This window comes from Streptomyces sp. NPDC032126 (assembly GCF_055580085.1).
The window spans coordinates 416,257-431,033 of sequence record NZ_JBVIMA010000003.1 but is presented as its reverse complement, the minus strand read 5'-3'; the positions used below and the strand labels follow the sequence as shown (position 1 = coordinate 431,033).

The following is a 14,777-nucleotide window of genomic DNA, read 5'->3' as shown; positions in this document are numbered from 1 at the left end:
CGCCGGGCAGGGTCCGTGGGCTCAGCCCGTAGGACGCCGCCCGGGTGACCGCCAGGCTGGGGCCGTGGCCGCAGCCCGTAGGACGCCGCCCGGGTGGCCGCCGGACGCGGCCCGTGGACTCAGCCCCTGGACGCCGCCCAAGTGACCGCCGGACGCGGTCCGTGGGCTCAGCCGAACATCCCCGGCACGTAGTCGCCCGCCGGCTGGCGGACGAGGACGTTGACGCGGTTGTAGGCGTTGATGAGGGCGATCAGGGAGACCAGGGCGGCCAGCTGGTCCTCGTCGTGGTGCTTGGCCGCGTTCTCCCAGGCCTCGTCGGTGACGCCGCCGGACGCGTCCGCGATGCGGGTGCCCTGCTCCACCAGTTCCAGGGCGGCGCGCTCGGCCTCGGTGAAGACCTTGGCCTCCCTCCAGGCCGCGACCAGGTGGAGGCGCTGCACGTCCTCTCCGGCGGCCGCGGCGTCCTTGGTGTGCATGTCGGTGCAGAAGCCGCAGCCGTTGATCTGGCTGGCGCGGATCTTCACCAGCTCCTGCGTCGCCGCGGGGAGCGTCGAGTCCGCGACGACCTTGCCGGCCGAGTTGATGTAGCGGAAGAACTTGGCGGCGACCTCGTTCTCGAAGATGTTCATACGAGCGTCCATCGGTGAACTCCTGTGCCGTAGTCGGGTGCCGCGTGGGCGAGTACACCCCTTTGACGGAACGGCACGGCGGGGTGTGACACGCCTGGTTGTGACGTGCGACACCCCGCCGTAAGAGCCGTAAGAGCGGTGCCGTGGGCGCTACTTGATGTAGACCAGCCCGTCGGTGGTGACCGTCGGGCGGCCGCTCGTGCCGACCACCACGATCTTCACCGTGTGCTTGGCGCTGGCGGACCAGCTCTTCGTCCAGATCGCCTGACGGTAGAGCGTGGTCGCCGACGCCAGGTCGACGGTCGTGACCTTGACGCCGTCGACGTAGACGTACGCCTGTCCGGACGTGCTCGCCCGCGAGACCACCCAGGAGGCGGAGCGGCCGGTGAACGTCCAGGTCAGGCTCGCGCCCTTGCCGCCGCTGGAGTACGACGCGCCGCCGAGGTAGCTGGTGGACGAACGGGCCGTCCAGGTACCGGACTTGACGGCCGAGGTCTCCTGGAGGATCACCGGAGTGTACGCGGCCGACGCCGTGCGGGTGTTGCCCGCCCAGTCCAGCGCCTGCAGCGACCAGGTCGCGGCGGTGCCGGAGGCGGCGGTGCGGGCGGCACTGGTGACGGTCGGGCCGTAGGTGGCCTGCGTGCCGGGCGACAGCAGCTTCACCGAGCGCAGGGCCGCGTTGTCGGTGGCCTTCCAGCTCACGGTGACCGGGACGGCGGTGGTGGCGACCGTGCCGGTGCGCAGGGCGAGCTGCGGGCCGGTGGTGAAGGCCGGGAGCGTGCTGTCCGCGAGGACGGTCAGCGCGGCGGTCGTGGTGACCTTGCCGGACTGGTGGACCGCCCGGACGGCGACGGTGTGACTGCCCACCGGCAGGGTGTAGTTGGCGACGGTGGCGGTGCCGGCGACGGAGGTGGCGACCTTGCCGTCGACGAGCAGCTCGAACCGGGAGATCAGCGCGCCGGGCGTGGTCGTCGACCAGTGCACCGCGACGCCGCCCTTGGTGTAGTACGTCGAGCCGTTGGCGGTCGCGCCGCCGACCGAGGTGACCTTCAGGCCCTGGACCGGGCCGGCCGCCCAGGCGCGGACGGTGCCGAGCTGGTCGTAGAGGAGGCCGCCGGGGCACTGCGTGTTGTAGCCGTCGCGGTGGCCGGAGATCCGGTTGAAGGTGTACTTCGTGCCCGAGGTGAACCCGGTGCCGAAGAAGTTCGTCTGGGTCGCGCCCGCGGTGAGCTGGACGGTGCCGGCCGGGTCGCCGCCGTACTGGCCGAGCTTCCAGGCCGCGAGGCGGGCGATGGAGGTCAGCGCGGCGTCGGTGGCGGTGGTCTGCGTGTAGTCACCGATGACGGCGACGGCGGCGGACTCGCGGTTCCAGCCGTAGGTGTGCGCGCCGAACACCGGCAGGTCGACGCCGCCCTTGCGGCCCTCGAAGAGGGTGCCGCACTTGTCGACGAGGAAGTTGTAGCCGATGTCCTTCCAGTGGCTGACCTGCACGTGGTACGCGTAGATGCTGCGGACGACGGCGGGCGACTGGTCGCACGTGTAGTCGTTGGTGCCGTCCGTGTGGTGCACGAACAGCACCTTGACGTCCTTGTTGTACTCCGGGGCGTCGGGGCTGATCGACTCGTCGGCGCCCCACTCGGCGCGGGAGCGGATTGGCGGCCTGGGCGCGGTCGACGGGGGCGCGGTGGGCGTGGTGGTGGCCGTCGCGGTGGGGGCGGCCGTGGTCGTCGGGGGCGTGGCCGGGGGCGTGGTGTCCGTGGGCGAGGAGGACACGGTGTCCGTCGGGGAGGACGTCACGGTGTCCGTCGGCGAGGCGCTGACCGTGTCCGTCGGCGAGGCCGAGACCGTGTCGGTGGGCGACGCCGTGTCGGTGGGCGAGGTGGTGTCCGTCGGCTCCATCACGAACCCGGCCGGCTCGGCGGAGGCGGGGTCCACCGTCGTCTCGGCGTGGGTCGCCACCCCCGGGTCGACCAGGTTGACCTCCAGGCCGGCCGGCAGCGCGGTGGTGCCGCTCTTGGCGACGACCCGCGCCTGGACGCCGTCGGACGGGCCGACCCAGGCCGGCTCGGACGCGCCGCGCACCTTCGCGCCGGGCTTGTCCAGCGGGTCGACGTCCAGTTCGAGGTCGTGCCAGTCGCTCCACGCGCCCGTCGCCACGCTGCGGGTACGCACCTGGGCCGTGCCGTGCAGCCGCTTCGCGCCGCCGGTCCAGGTGACGCCGAGGAGCGAGAACTCCCCGGTCGTCGTCTGCGGCAGCTCGCGGCGGTCGGCCGCGGTGCCCTTCAGCGCCAGGCCGTAGATCTTCACCGGCCGCTTCGGACGGCCGGGCTGGTCGGCGGGCGGGCTGGCGACCGCGTACGTCACCACACCCCCCGCGCCCAGGACGACCGCACCCAGCGTCAGCCAGGTCCGGCGCTTCAGGCTCAGCGGTCTGTACGCACGCGTTCTACGACGACGACTCACAAGGAATTCCCACCCCTAGAGGCCCGGAGGGCGACCACAACAGAAGTCACATAAGGCACACCTGTGACACAGATGGCCCGATCGGTAAGCGATTACCGACCGAAAAACGTCACTCGAATTCCGGGCGCGGTGACCTAGATCACCGCGGCGTGCGCAGATGAGTCGCCGTCACATGTCCATCGACGGCGTCGAGTCCTCCAGGCCCGGCAGCAGCCAGTCCTGGGAGAGGGAGAGCACGGCCAGGACGAGGAAGGCGACGCCGACCGCGCGGGCCAGCAGCGGGCCCCGGGACCACAGCTTCTCCACGAAGATCACCACGGCGAGGGCGGCCATCGCGGCCACGTTCATCACGCCGAGGGGGACGAGAACGACCATCAGCCCGGCACAGCAGCCGACGCAGTAGGCGCCGTGGTGGAGTCCGACCCTGACATCACGGGTCCGGCCCCGGAAACCGGCGTAGCGCATCAGCCGGCCCATGGGGTCACGGCAGTGCCACAGGCAGACGTACTTCAGCGGGCTCAGCTGGTACAGGCCCGCGAGCAGGAAGGCCGTGAAGCCGATCCAGCGCCCGGCGTCCGGATGGTCCGCCACCAGGTCGCCGGTGAGGGCGAGGGCCACATAGGCGAGCACTCCGAAGGCCGTCCACACCAGCAGATAGCCGCACCCGAACGCGGCGGTACGGCCGGCCCGCGCCCAGCCCGAGGACTGCCGGCCGATCCCGCGCGCCCAGGTGAGGGCGACCGGCGCCATCGACGGCAGCATCATCGCCGCCATCATCGTCACCCAGAGCAGCAGGAAGAGCGGCAGCGCCATGCCCATCGTGCCGGGCTCGACCCCCATGTCCCGGGCCTGGCCGACGGTGAGCACCCAGGCGGGAACCGCGATGAGGACGACGAGGAACCAGGCGGTCGCCAGCTCACGCTTCGGCAGCAGGCCGCCGCCGGGAGCGGTCGGCGCGGGCGAGGGCCGGCGGCGGGGCCCGGGCCGCGGATGGGGGCGGGGGCCGGTGGCCGTGATGACGGAGGTCCGGAAGTGGCGCATCGGACTGTCCTCCTGAGAACACTTCCAGGAGACCACGCCCGCCCCGGCCCCGCGACCCCTCACCCCGCCCCGGCGCCGCGCCTCCCATCCCCCACCCCCCTCGGGGTGCGGGGTCGTCAGTCGTCCGTGGGCCCGCCCTCGGCCAGTTGCTCCGACGCCTCCTGGAAGGCCGTGGCCGCGCGGCTGAAGTAGTCGAAGAGGACGTCGAGTTGGTCGGGGCGGTACCCGGCGAGGATCTCGGCGATCCGGCGGCGCGCGGGGTCCATCGCCCGGTCCAGGCCGGCGGGTTCGCCGACCGGTTCGACGACGACCTTGCGGCGGTCCCCGGGATCGGGCACGCGCCGCACATAACCCGCGCGCTCCAGGCGGTCGATCAGCCGGGTGGTCGGCCCGGTGGTCAGGCCGGTGCGCCGCCCCAGCTCCCCGGGTGACATGGCTCCCGACAGCTGGAGGATGTTCAGCGCGTACAGGTCGGTCGCCCCGAGGTCGCAGGCCCGGGCGCTGGCGTGCCCGTGCAGGAGCACGGCGCTGAGATACCGGCGGTAGACCTCGCTCGCGTCGGAGTGCGTCGACGGCGTTGACACGGTCTCCCCCTCTCCCTAATCTCTTCCTCAAGGAAGAGAAATCTTCCAAGAAGATACTTCTCACGCGAAGCTATCACGAGGGGGAACCATCATGCCCACCACCACGGACACCGCGACGTCCATCACCGCGATCCGCACCCTCATGGAGGAGAGCCGCGCCGCCTGGAACCGCGGCGACGGCACCGCGTACGGCCGCTGCTTCACCCCCGACGCGACCGACGTGACCTTCGCCGGCACGGTCTACCGCGGCGGAGCGGAGATCGGCCGCGCCCACCAGGCCCTGTTCGACGGCTTCCTCAAGGACACCGAGCTCACCGTCGAGATCACCGACATCCGCTTCTACGGGCCGGACGCCGCGGTCGTCGTCACGCGCGGCGACACCGGGAAGGGGCGGACCCGGCCGAAGCGGCTGGACAAGCTCGCCACGTACACCGTCGTGCGCGGGGCGGAGGGCCGGTGGTTGATCGCCGCGGTGCAGAAGACGCGGCGCAAGCGGCTGATGGAGGCCCTGTCCTTCCGACTCCAGCCGGCCACGCGACCCGCCACCCTCTGACCACGCGGGTACGTCGCCCCTCCCACGGAAAACCCCTTCCGGAATACCCCCAGGGGGTATATGGTTCACGACTGTGAGGCCGCGGGAACGCGGCTCGCGAACGACGGGGACTGGGGATGAGGATCATGGATCACACCGCGCACGAGCACGCGGGCCACGCGGAGCACGTGGGTCACGGGGAGCACTCGGGGCACTCGGGGCACGCCTCCTGGGCCATGGCCGTCCAGGCGACCCTGCACTGCCTGACCGGGTGCGCCATCGGTGACATCCTCGGCATGATCGTCGGCACCGCGCTCGGCTGGGGCAACGCGCCGACCATGGTCCTGGCGATCGTGCTGGCCTTCTTCTTCGGCTACTCGCTCACCCTGTCCGCCGTGCTCCGCGCCGGTGTGGACCTCAAGGCCGCGATCAAGGTGGCGTTCGCCGCCGACACCGTCTCGATCGCCGTGATGGAGCTGGTCGACAACGGCATCGTCACCATCACCCCGGGCGCCATGGACGCCCAGCTCTCGGACGGGCTGTTCTGGTCGTCGCTGCTGGGCGGTTTCGTGATCGCCTTCCTGGTCACCACCCCGGTCAACAAGTGGATGATCGGCCGGGGCAAGGGCCACGCCGTGGCCCACGCCCACCACTGACACCGATCGCCGCGTCCCGCTCGGCGCCCCCGGGATCTCTCGGGGGCGCCCGCGTGTCTACGCCCGCCCGGTCAGCCCCAGGTAGTGGCTGAGCCGGGTCGACGCGGTGAGCATCGCCAGCCCCCGGGCGGTGAGCCTGCGCTGCCAGTCGTCCAGGGAGGCGGCCAGGGCGTCGGTGCCGCCGGCGGTCCTGATCTGCTCGACCACGGTGGCGATGTGCTCCAGCGGATGGCCGCCGCGCCGCAGGAGGTGGGCGAGCTCGGCGTCCCGGATGTCGGCCGCGCGGAACAGGCGGTACCCGGTGGCGGGGTCCCGGGCCGGGCGGACGATGCCGGCGTCCTCCCAGTTGCGCAGGGTCGCCGGGGTGACGCCGAGCCGGCGGGCGAGCTCGCCGACGGTCAGCGGAGCCGCCGGTGAACCGACGGTCGGCGGAGCCGCCGGTGAGCTGGGCCCCCGGTCACCGGACTCCGCGTCACCCGCCTCCGCCGCCGTCAGATGGCCCACCGCCCGCCGTACCGCGTCGAGCGTCTCCCGGTCCTTGAGCAGCTGGCCGTGGCCGCGGTCGATCACCGTCAGGGCGTCGTCCAGCCGGTCGTCGTGGAGGGCGTTCATGATCTGTCCGGCGGCCCGGTAGCCGTGGGCCGGGACGAGGGAGAGGTAGGCGCGCAGGGCCGCCGCGTGCACCTCGGTGTAGACGCGGTAGCCGCTGGGCGTGCGGTCGGCGGGCGGGATGCACCCGCCGCGCTCGTAGTTGCGGACGGCCTGGGTCGAGATGCCGTGCTCGCGCGCGAGGTCGGCTGGTCGCAAGGTGATCACCGGTTTGAGACTTTACCGCCCGTCCGGGCGGTGAACACCGCGGCCGCGCTCCCGTAAGTCTCAAACGCTCTTTCAAAGTTACGATGGAACCTCATGAGTCAGGACATGCGCGACTTCATGACGGCCCCCTGCGATCTGCTGGCACTCGGCGAACCGACCCACCGGGAACCGGCCTTCGCCCGGATCCGCAACGAACTCTTCGAGCAGTCGGTCGACCTCGGCTTCCGCTCGATCGCCCTGGAGACGGACCGCGTGGCCGCGCTCAGGGTGAACGACTTCGTCCAGGAGGGCATCGGGACCCTCGACGAGGCGATGAGTGAGGGCTTCTCCCACGGATTCGGCGACCTGGACGCCAACCGGGAGCTGATCGCCTGGATGCACGACCACAACCGGAACCTGCCGCCCCACGAACGCCTGGCCTTCCACGGGTTCGACACCCCGATGGAGACCATGAGCGCCCCCAGCCCCCGCCACTGCCTGGAACACGCCCGCGACTACCTGGGCCTCGACCTCGACCTCACCGGCCTGCTCGGCGACGACGACCGCTGGAGCCGTACGGAGGCGGTCATGGACCCGGCGATGTCCCCCGGCGACACGGCGGAGGCGCACCGGCTGCGGTCCCTCGCCGACGACCTGCTCACCGACCTCCACGCCCGGGCACCGGCGCTGATCGCGGCCACCTCGCACGCCGAGTGGCTCAGGGCCCGTATCCACCTCACCGCCGCCCTCGACCTGCTCCGCTACCACCGGCAGTGCGCCCTGCCCCACCCCGACCGCGGCGCGCGGCTGGCCCGGCTGATCGCCACCAGGGACGCGCTCATGGCCGGCAACCTCCTCGACATCCGGGCCGTCGAGGCCCGCCGCGGTCCGACCCTGGTCTTCGCCCACAACCGGCATCTCCAGCGCTCGTGGAGCAGCTGGGGCGAGGGCGACCTGCGCTGCGGCTGGTGGGGCGCGGGCGCGATCGTGGAACCGCTGCTGGGCGGACGGTACGGGTTCGTCGCGGGCAGCCTGGGCCGCAGCGAGGCCCTGGGGCTCGGCGAGCCCGCGCCGGACACGTACGAGGGGCGCCTCCAGCGTCGTATCACCACGTGGGGCATGACCCCGGCCGCCACGATCCCGTCGGCGTCCGCCCGCACCCGCACCGACATCACCCCGCGGCAGGGCTACTTCCCCCTCGACCCGCCGACCCTCGACGGCGCCGACGCGGTCCTGCACATCGCCTGAGACACGGGTCGGCGGACGCCGGAGGGCCGCCCCGGAGACTCTTCCGGGGCGGCCCCAGGCCCGTGCCGAACGCGGGGTGCGGCGTCCTAGCGGTCCATCGCCTGGAAGCCCCGCAGTCGCAGGCTGTTGCCGACCACGAAGACCGACGAGAAGGCCATCGCCCCGCCCGCGATCATCGGGTTGAGCAGGCCGGCCGCGGCGAGCGGCAGGGCGGCGACGTTGTAGGCGAACGCCCAGAACAGGTTGGAGCGGATGGTGCCGAGGGTGCGGCGGGCGAGGCGGATGGCGTCGGCGGCCACGCGCAGATCGCCCCGTACGAGGGTCAGGTCGCCCGCCTCGATCGCGGCGTCCGTGCCCGTGCCCATGGCCAGCCCCAGGTCGGCCTGGGCGAGGGCGGCCGCGTCGTTGACGCCGTCGCCGACCATGGCGACCGAACGGCCCTCGCCCTGAAGGCGCTTGACGACCGCGACCTTGTCCTCGGGCAGCACCTCCGCGATCACCTCGTCGATGCCCACCTCGGCGGCGACCGCCTCGGCGACGGCCCGGTTGTCGCCGGTGAGCAGCACCGGGGTGAGCCCGAGGGCCCGCAGCCGCCGTACGGCCTCGGGGCTGGACTCCTTGATCGCGTCGGCGACTTCGAGCACCGCGCGCGCGGCGCCGTCCCAGGCGACGGCGATGGCCGTACGGCCCTTCGCCTCGGCCTCGGCCTTCACGCGCCGCAGCTCCTCGGGGAGTTCCATCGCCCAGTCGGCGAGCAACCGCTCCCGCCCGACGAGGACCGCGTGGCCCTCGACGACGCCCTGGACGCCGAGGCCGGGGACGTTGGCGAAGTCCTCGGGGGCGGGCAGAGTGCCCACGCGCGCGGCGGCACCGGCGGCGACGGCCCGGGCGACCGGGTGCTCGGAGGAGTGCTCCAGGGCGCCGGCGAGACGCAGTACGTCCTGCTCCTCGGTGCCCTCGGCGGTGTGCACGGCGAGCAGGGTCATCCGGCCGGTGGTGACGGTGCCGGTCTTGTCCAGGACGATGGTGTCGACCGTGCGGGTGCTCTCCAGCACCTCGGGGCCCTTGATGAGGATGCCGAGCTGGGCGCCCCGTCCGGTGCCGACCATCAGCGCGGTCGGGGTGGCGAGCCCGAGGGCGCACGGGCAGGCGATGATCAGGACGGCGACCGCGGCGGTGAACGCGGCGGTCAGGCCCGCGCCGTTGGCGAGCCAGAAGCCGAGGGTGCCGAGGGCGAGGACGATGACCGCCGGCACGAAGACGGCGGAGATGCGGTCGGCGAGCCGCTGGGCCGCCGCTTTGCCGTTCTGGGCGTCCTCCACGAGCTGGGCCATGCGGGCGAGCTGGGTGTCGGCGCCGATCCGGGTGGCCTCGACGACGAGGCGGCCGCCGGCGTTGAGGGTGGCGCCGGTGACGCCGTCCCCGGTCCCGACCTCGACGGGCACGGACTCGCCGGTGAGCATGGAGGCGTCGACGGCGGAGGTGCCCTCGACGACGGTCCCGTCGGTGGCGATCTTCTCGCCGGGCCGTACGAGGAAACGGTCGCCGACCTTCAAGTCGCCGATGGGCACGGTCCGTTCACGGCCGTCGGAGTCGACGACGGTGACGTCCTTGGCGCCCAGCTCCAGCAGGGCCTTCAGGGCGGCGCCCGCCTTGCGCTTGGCGCGCGCCTCGAAGTAGCGCCCGGCGAGGATGAAGGCGGTGACTCCGGCGGCCGCCTCCAGATAGATGTTCCCGGCGCCGCCGCCGCGTTCGACGGTCAGCTCGAAGGGGTGGCGCATCCCGGTCATCCCCGCGTCGCCGAGGAAGAGCGCCCACAGCGACCACAGGAACGCGGCCGAGACGCCGACCGAGATCAGCGTGTCCATGGTGGCGGCGCCGTGCCGGGCGTTGGCCCAGGCGGCCTTGTGGAAGGGCCAGGCGGCGTAGGTGACGACGGGTGCGGCGAGGGTGAGGGAGAGCCACTGCCAGTTGTCGAACTGGAGGGCGGGGATCATGGCCATGGCGACGACGGGCACGGCCAGGACGACGGCGGTGACGAGTCGTTCGCGCAGGGTGCGCAGCTCGGGGGGTTCCTCGGCCTCTCCGTCGGCACCCTCCTCGACGACGGGCGGGGCGGGCTCCTGCGCCGTGTATCCCGTGGCCTCGACGGTGGCGATGAGATCGGCGACGCCGACGCCCCCGCTGTAGCTGACCTTCGCCTTCTCGGTGGCGTAGTTGACGGTGGCCGCCACGCCGTCCATCCGATTGAGCTTCTTCTCGATCCGCGCGGCACAGGAGGCGCAGGTCATCCCACCGATGACGAGTTCGACCTCGGCGACGCCCGGTGCGGTGGTGGTCATGGCTGCTCCTGATCCTCGGACCGGATGACGGTGACAGCATACCCCCTAGGGGTATCTAGCAACGAGTCCTGTATACCCCCACCAGGTATAAAACGCAAGCCGCCCCCGCTCTCTCCGAGCAGGGGCGGCAGACAACGAACAGGGGCGGTCAGACCAGGGGGGCGTCGCGCGGAAGCAGCATCACCCGGTGCCGGTTGCACGGCGGGGACGGGTGTGCCGGTGTCCGGTGGGCCTGGAGGGCCATGCTGACCAGGCTGAACAGGAGGTGGATGTCCGCCTCGCAGTCCAGGTGGATGGTGACCCAACGCGAGCCCGGCAGCAGGCGGATGGCTGTCGACGCCCGCAGGTCCCGCTGGAACCGCTGGATCGCCTGGCCCGTCAGGTGAAGGTCCACCTCGTGGTCCGAGTGGAAATGGACGAGCTCCGCGTGGGGGCCGCTGAGGGCCCGTCCCGTGCCGCAGGTGGCGAGGCCCGACGACAGGTCGGACCAGGTTTCGAGTTGAGCCAGGGCGCGCTCGGCCGGAGTCATGGCCCCATCGTCGCCGCCGCACCGCCTCGCTACCAGAGGTTGAGCGTTCCGTAACCCGGCCGTGAGGTTTCCTACGGCGTGGACTCGTCGCCGTGTGATGGCCCGGGGGACGGCACCGTGGAGGTGGGGCTCCCCGACTCGGCGGGCGACGGTACGGCGGAGGGAACCGGCGTAAGGCTGGGGCTCGGTGTCGGTGTCGGTGTGGCGAAGGTGCTGTGCGTGCGCGGCGGCGCCAGCGGGGGTGCCGTCGGTTCCCCTCCCGTGCCGTGCAGTTGGAGCGCCAGCAGCGTCGCCACCGCGGCCGCCCCGACCACTCCCACCGCCGCCCGCATCAGCTTGCGGCGGCTCGCGGCCCGCCGGACGGCCTCGTAACGGCCCGGGGGCGGACCGAGGAACTCCGCGGTCGGCGGCCGCAGAATCACCGCGAGCGGGTCGTCCCGACCGTCATCGGACCCCCACCCCGGCTCCCCCGCCTCATCGTCGTCAAACCGTATGGTCAACGCTTCTCCTCAGGTGGGCGCGGAGCAGTTCGCGGGCCGCGTGGAGATCGGCCTTGACGGTTCCTTCCTTTCGTCCGGTCAGCACGGACACCTCCCGGATCGGCATGTCAGCGTAGTAGTGGAGCAGGATCGGCACCCGGAGCCGTTCCGGCAGGGACTGCACCAACAGGCGTATCGACGGATCCACTTGCTCCGCATGCCCGCTCACCTCCGCTTCCGTCGTGACCCGCCGTACCGCCCTGCGCTCCCGTTCCACCTTCCGCCAGTGGTCCCGGACCAGGTTCGCCGCCGTGACGTACAGGAAACCCCGCGGCTCCTCCACCCGCGCCCAGCGCGCCCACAGCCTGGTGAACGCCTCGGACGCGATCTCGTGCGCCGTCTCGTCGTCGTCGACGAGCCGACGGCACCAGCCCGCCAGACGGGGATAGAGGGCGGCGAACAGCTCGGACGCCGCCCGGTCCCGGGACCGTTGCTTCAACTCTCTCCAGCCGTCGACTTCAGCCTGGCGAACACGATCACGTTGTTCCGGTAACCGTCTCCCGTACGCGGCCCCCCGCAGGTGATCAGCCGCAGCTCCGGGCCGTCCACGTCCCCGTAGACCTCGTCCGTCGGGAACGCCGACTTGGCCACCTCGCGCACCTCGCTCACCTCGAACTCCGGGGACCGGCCGCTCTCCAGCCGCGTGATGATCCGGTCGCCCCGCCGCAGCTCGCCGAGGCGGCGGAACACCCCGTCGCCGTACCGGCCCACCGTGACATGGCCGAGGATGACGGACGGACCCCGGTCCCCCGGGACCGGTGAGTACGCGTACCAGCCCGCCCGGTCGTCCCGCGCGATCGGCGGCACCTCCACGGTGCCGTCGGCCGCCAGCCCCAGCCGCAGCAGCGGGGTGTCGACGCCGATGGAGGGTATCCGCAGGGCGGTCGGGGCCGAACCGGCCGGGGCCTTGGGCCGGTTGGCGGGCCGCGGCCGCCGCGCGCTTCCCGGCGACTCCGCCCGCCCCGCACCCTCCGACGGCTCCGCCCGTCCCGAACCGTCCCCGCCGCATCCCGCGACCAGCGGGCTCAGCACCGCCGAGCCCAGCACCGCCGTGGCGAACGCCCGTCTGGACAGCGAGGTCATGCCCCGGTCGCCCGCCTCCGCCGTACGACCCACACGCCGGCGCCGCCCGCCATGAACAGCGCGGCCGCACCCCCGCCGACGTAGGTGCCCCGACCGTCGGAGGAGGACGAGGACGAGACCACGACGCCGGTCTCCGGCGCGCCCGACGGTACGACGGACACCTGCGGGACCGGGGTCGCCTCGGCCGGGGCGGGACCCGTCGCCGAGGGGATCGCGGTCGGGGCCGGGGCCGTCACCGACGGAACCCCGGTCGGGGCCGGGGTCGCCTCCGACGGGACCGGGCTCGGCACGGCGGACGGGCCTCCGGCGGCGAACGCGGGGCCTCCGCCCGCCAGTACCGCCGCTCCCACAAGTGCCCCGAGAACCCACCCAGTTCGACGCATCGAATCGCTTCCCTTCACTTCGACGTCGTCCGTCCGCGGCAGCGGATCGAACCGAGCGAAGAGACGAGGCACCCCCGCCGCCCGTTGCAAAGAGATGGCAAAGCCGCCTGAGAGTCCACGTGACCGAACCACGATCACATAAATGTCTATTGACGAGCCCCTCCCTCATGCCTACCTTCCCCAGAAGCGCGAGTAGCAAGCGCTTTCCAAACGGGCACACCTCCCGCACGTCCGCTACCACCCCCATGGAGACGAACGATGCACCTGAGACCAGTGACCCCCGCCCTCGCCGCCGCCGGCCTCCTGGCCGGCGCGCTGGTCGCGCTCTCCGGCCCCACCGCGCAGGCCGCCGCCACACGCTACGAGGCCGAGAGCACCCCGTCGATCTGCACCGGGGCCATCGAGACGGAGTGGTCCGGCTACTCCGGGACCGGGTACTGCAACGGCACCAACGCGACCTCCGGGTACGCCCAGTTCACCGTGAACGCCGCGTCCTCCGGCACCGCCACCCTGAGCATCCGGTTCGCCAACGGCACGACGACCGCCCGCCCCGCCGCCCTCGTCGTCAACGGGACCACCCTCCAGACGCCGTCCTTCGAGGGCACCGGCGCGTGGACCACCTGGGCCACCAAGACCGTGTCCGTATCCTTGAACGCGGGCAGCAACACCATCCGGCTGAACCCGACCACGTCCGCCGGACTGCCCAACGTCGACTACGTCGACGCGGAGACCGGCGGCACCACCACACCGCCCGCCGGCTCCGCCCTGTACGTCGCCCCGGGCGGCACCGACGGCGCGGCCGGCACCCAGTCAGCGCCCACCACCCTCGCGTCAGCGATCAGCCGCGTCACCCCCGGCGGCACGATCTACCTGCGCGGCGGAACGTACAACTACTCCTCGACGATCACCATCCCCGAGGGCAACAACGGCACGGCCGGCGCCCGCACGCTGCTGTCCGCCTACCCGGGCGAGACGCCGGTCCTCAACTTCTCGGCCCAGACCGAGAGTCCCGCCAACCGGGGACTCCAGGTGATGGGCTCCTACTGGCGGGTCTACGGCCTCGTCGTCGAGCGCGCCGGGGACAACGGCATCTACGTCGGCGGCAGCGACAACATCATCGAGCGCACCGTCACCCGCTACAACCGCGACACCGGCCTCCAGCTCGGCCGCATCGCCTCCTCCACACCGGCCGGTCGGTGGCCGTCCAACAACCTCGTCCTCAGCTCCGAATCGCACGACAACGCCGACTCCGACGGCGAGGACGCGGACGGCTTCGCCGCGAAGCTCACCACCGGCACCGGGAACGTCTTCCGCTACACCGTCTCCCACAACAACATCGACGACGGCTGGGACCTCTACACCAAGACCGACACGGGTGCGATCGGCCCGGTGACCATCGAGTACTCCCTGTCCTACGCCAACGGCACGCTGAGCGACGGCAGCCAGGCCGGCAACGGCGACCGCAACGGCTACAAGCTGGGCGGCGACGACATCGCCGTCAACCACGTCGTACAGCACAGCATCGCCTACAAGAACGGCCACCACGGGTTCACGTACAACAGCAACCCGGGCAGGATGACGATCGCGAACAACGTGAGCATCGACAACACCGAGCGCAACTACTCGTTCGACGCGGGGACTTCGGCCTTCCGCACCAACACGTCGTGCCGCTTCGCGGTGAGCGGCCCCAACGACAAGACGATCGGCGACGCCGACACCACGAACCAGTTCTGGACCGGCGCCAACGGCTCCCGCTGCGCCACCTACTCGGGCGCCCTCGGCTGGTCCTTCGCCTCGGACGGCAAACTGCTCGTGACCTTCGCCGGCAAGGTCGTCAACCCGTAACCGCCCCTCACTGAACCGGGGCCGGGGGGGGGGGGGGGTGGCGGGGGGGGGGGGGGGGGGGGGGGGGGAGGGGGGGGGGGGGGGGGGGGGGGGGGGGGGGGGTTGTGC

15 protein-coding genes are annotated in these 14,777 nt (G+C 72.2%); 4 read left to right on the top strand and 11 right to left on the bottom strand.

Features of this window, described 5'->3' with window-relative positions; all coding sequences use genetic code 11:
• Positions 1-167 precede the first annotated feature (167 nt).
• From ACZ5NW_RS14915 to ACZ5NW_RS14900, 4 genes are all read right to left on the bottom strand, one after another.
• On the bottom strand, positions 168-641 hold the full coding sequence (locus ACZ5NW_RS14915) for a carboxymuconolactone decarboxylase family protein (RefSeq protein ID WP_468744219.1): 474 nt from the start codon (positions 639-641) through the stop codon (positions 168-170).
• Positions 642-779: 138 nt separating this feature from the next.
• Entirely contained in the window at positions 780-2,198 is a 1,419-nt protein-coding gene (locus ACZ5NW_RS14910; protein ID WP_468744218.1) for an N-acetylmuramoyl-L-alanine amidase, read from the bottom strand.
• 1,062 nt (positions 2,199-3,260) lie between these two features.
• Positions 3,261-4,133: a DUF2182 domain-containing protein gene (locus tag ACZ5NW_RS14905; protein ID WP_468744217.1), complete on the bottom strand. Its 873-nt coding sequence runs from the start codon at positions 4,131-4,133 to the stop codon at positions 3,261-3,263.
• A gap of 116 nt (positions 4,134-4,249) precedes the next feature.
• Positions 4,250-4,717 carry a MarR family winged helix-turn-helix transcriptional regulator gene (locus ACZ5NW_RS14900; RefSeq protein ID WP_468744216.1) on the bottom strand — a complete coding sequence of 156 codons (468 nt, stop codon included), beginning with the start codon at positions 4,715-4,717 and terminating at the stop codon, positions 4,250-4,252.
• Between the two features lie 91 nt (positions 4,718-4,808).
• Here ACZ5NW_RS14900 and ACZ5NW_RS14895 point away from each other — a divergent pair, with 91 nt between their 5' ends.
• The gene (locus ACZ5NW_RS14895; RefSeq protein ID WP_468744215.1) at positions 4,809-5,270 is read left to right on the top strand and encodes an SgcJ/EcaC family oxidoreductase; all 462 of its coding nucleotides are present in this window, start codon (positions 4,809-4,811) and stop codon (positions 5,268-5,270) included.
• Between the two features lie 125 nt (positions 5,271-5,395).
• A complete protein-coding gene (locus ACZ5NW_RS14890; protein WP_468744214.1) occupies positions 5,396-5,905 on the top strand; it encodes a DUF4396 domain-containing protein in 510 nt (169 codons plus the stop codon).
• A 57-nt stretch (positions 5,906-5,962) separates the two neighbouring features.
• On the opposite strand, the gene ACZ5NW_RS14885 is transcribed toward ACZ5NW_RS14890, so the two are convergent.
• On the bottom strand, positions 5,963-6,721 hold the full coding sequence (locus ACZ5NW_RS14885) for a TioE family transcriptional regulator (RefSeq protein ID WP_468744213.1): 759 nt from the start codon (positions 6,719-6,721) through the stop codon (positions 5,963-5,965).
• Between the two features lie 93 nt (positions 6,722-6,814).
• On the opposite strand from ACZ5NW_RS14885, the gene ACZ5NW_RS14880 reads away from it, so the two are divergent.
• Positions 6,815-7,948 carry an erythromycin esterase family protein gene (locus ACZ5NW_RS14880; RefSeq protein ID WP_468744212.1) on the top strand — a complete coding sequence of 378 codons (1,134 nt, stop codon included), beginning with the start codon at positions 6,815-6,817 and terminating at the stop codon, positions 7,946-7,948.
• Between the two features lie 86 nt (positions 7,949-8,034).
• Here the strand turns inward: ACZ5NW_RS14880 and ACZ5NW_RS14875 are convergent, their stop codons facing one another.
• From ACZ5NW_RS14875 to ACZ5NW_RS14850, 6 genes are all read right to left on the bottom strand, one after another.
• Positions 8,035-10,290, bottom strand: a complete 2,256-nt coding sequence (locus ACZ5NW_RS14875; protein ID WP_468744211.1) for a heavy metal translocating P-type ATPase — start codon at positions 10,288-10,290, stop codon at positions 8,035-8,037.
• Positions 10,291-10,438: 148 nt separating this feature from the next.
• On the bottom strand, positions 10,439-10,819 hold the full coding sequence (locus ACZ5NW_RS14870; protein ID WP_468744210.1) for a luciferase domain-containing protein: 381 nt from the start codon (positions 10,817-10,819) through the stop codon (positions 10,439-10,441).
• A gap of 71 nt (positions 10,820-10,890) precedes the next feature.
• Positions 10,891-11,319 (bottom strand): hypothetical protein, encoded by a 429-nt coding sequence (locus ACZ5NW_RS14865; RefSeq protein ID WP_468744209.1) that lies wholly within the window; start codon positions 11,317-11,319, stop codon positions 10,891-10,893.
• On the bottom strand, positions 11,303-11,797 hold the full coding sequence (locus ACZ5NW_RS14860) for an RNA polymerase sigma factor (RefSeq protein WP_468744208.1): 495 nt from the start codon (positions 11,795-11,797) through the stop codon (positions 11,303-11,305). The genes ACZ5NW_RS14865 and ACZ5NW_RS14860 overlap by 17 nt, the downstream gene beginning before the upstream one ends.
• Complete coding sequence (locus tag ACZ5NW_RS14855) at positions 11,794-12,441, bottom strand: class F sortase (RefSeq protein ID WP_468744207.1); 648 nt, start codon at positions 12,439-12,441, stop codon at positions 11,794-11,796. The genes ACZ5NW_RS14860 and ACZ5NW_RS14855 overlap by 4 nt, the downstream gene beginning before the upstream one ends.
• Positions 12,438-12,824 (bottom strand): sortase-dependent protein, encoded by a 387-nt coding sequence (locus tag ACZ5NW_RS14850; protein WP_468744206.1) that lies wholly within the window; start codon positions 12,822-12,824, stop codon positions 12,438-12,440. The genes ACZ5NW_RS14855 and ACZ5NW_RS14850 overlap by 4 nt, the downstream gene beginning before the upstream one ends.
• A gap of 258 nt (positions 12,825-13,082) precedes the next feature.
• On the opposite strand from ACZ5NW_RS14850, the gene ACZ5NW_RS14845 reads away from it, so the two are divergent.
• Positions 13,083-14,669 carry a carbohydrate-binding protein gene (locus ACZ5NW_RS14845; protein WP_468744205.1) on the top strand — a complete coding sequence of 529 codons (1,587 nt, stop codon included), beginning with the start codon at positions 13,083-13,085 and terminating at the stop codon, positions 14,667-14,669.
• Positions 14,670-14,777 lie beyond the last annotated feature (108 nt).

What these genes read in the sequence shown, in the direction of transcription:
- ACZ5NW_RS14875 (WP_468744211.1), bottom strand. Translation starts at nt 10,290, where the DNA reads ATGACCACCACCGCACCGGGCGTCGCCGAGGTCGAACTCGTCATCGGT.
- ACZ5NW_RS14880 (WP_468744212.1), top strand. Translation starts at nt 6,815, where the DNA reads ATGAGTCAGGACATGCGCGACTTCATGACGGCCCCCTGCGATCTGCTG.
- ACZ5NW_RS14890 (WP_468744214.1), top strand. Translation starts at nt 5,396, where the DNA reads ATGGATCACACCGCGCACGAGCACGCGGGCCACGCGGAGCACGTGGGT.
- ACZ5NW_RS14905 (WP_468744217.1), bottom strand. Translation starts at nt 4,133, where the DNA reads ATGCGCCACTTCCGGACCTCCGTCATCACGGCCACCGGCCCCCGCCCC.
- ACZ5NW_RS14895 (WP_468744215.1), top strand. Translation starts at nt 4,809, where the DNA reads ATGCCCACCACCACGGACACCGCGACGTCCATCACCGCGATCCGCACC.
- ACZ5NW_RS14915 (WP_468744219.1), bottom strand. Translation starts at nt 641, where the DNA reads ATGGACGCTCGTATGAACATCTTCGAGAACGAGGTCGCCGCCAAGTTC.
- ACZ5NW_RS14870 (WP_468744210.1), bottom strand. Translation starts at nt 10,819, where the DNA reads ATGACTCCGGCCGAGCGCGCCCTGGCTCAACTCGAAACCTGGTCCGAC.
- ACZ5NW_RS14850 (WP_468744206.1), bottom strand. Translation starts at nt 12,824, where the DNA reads ATGCGTCGAACTGGGTGGGTTCTCGGGGCACTTGTGGGAGCGGCGGTA.
- ACZ5NW_RS14845 (WP_468744205.1), top strand. Translation starts at nt 13,083, where the DNA reads ATGCACCTGAGACCAGTGACCCCCGCCCTCGCCGCCGCCGGCCTCCTG.
- ACZ5NW_RS14855 (WP_468744207.1), bottom strand. Translation starts at nt 12,441, where the DNA reads ATGACCTCGCTGTCCAGACGGGCGTTCGCCACGGCGGTGCTGGGCTCG.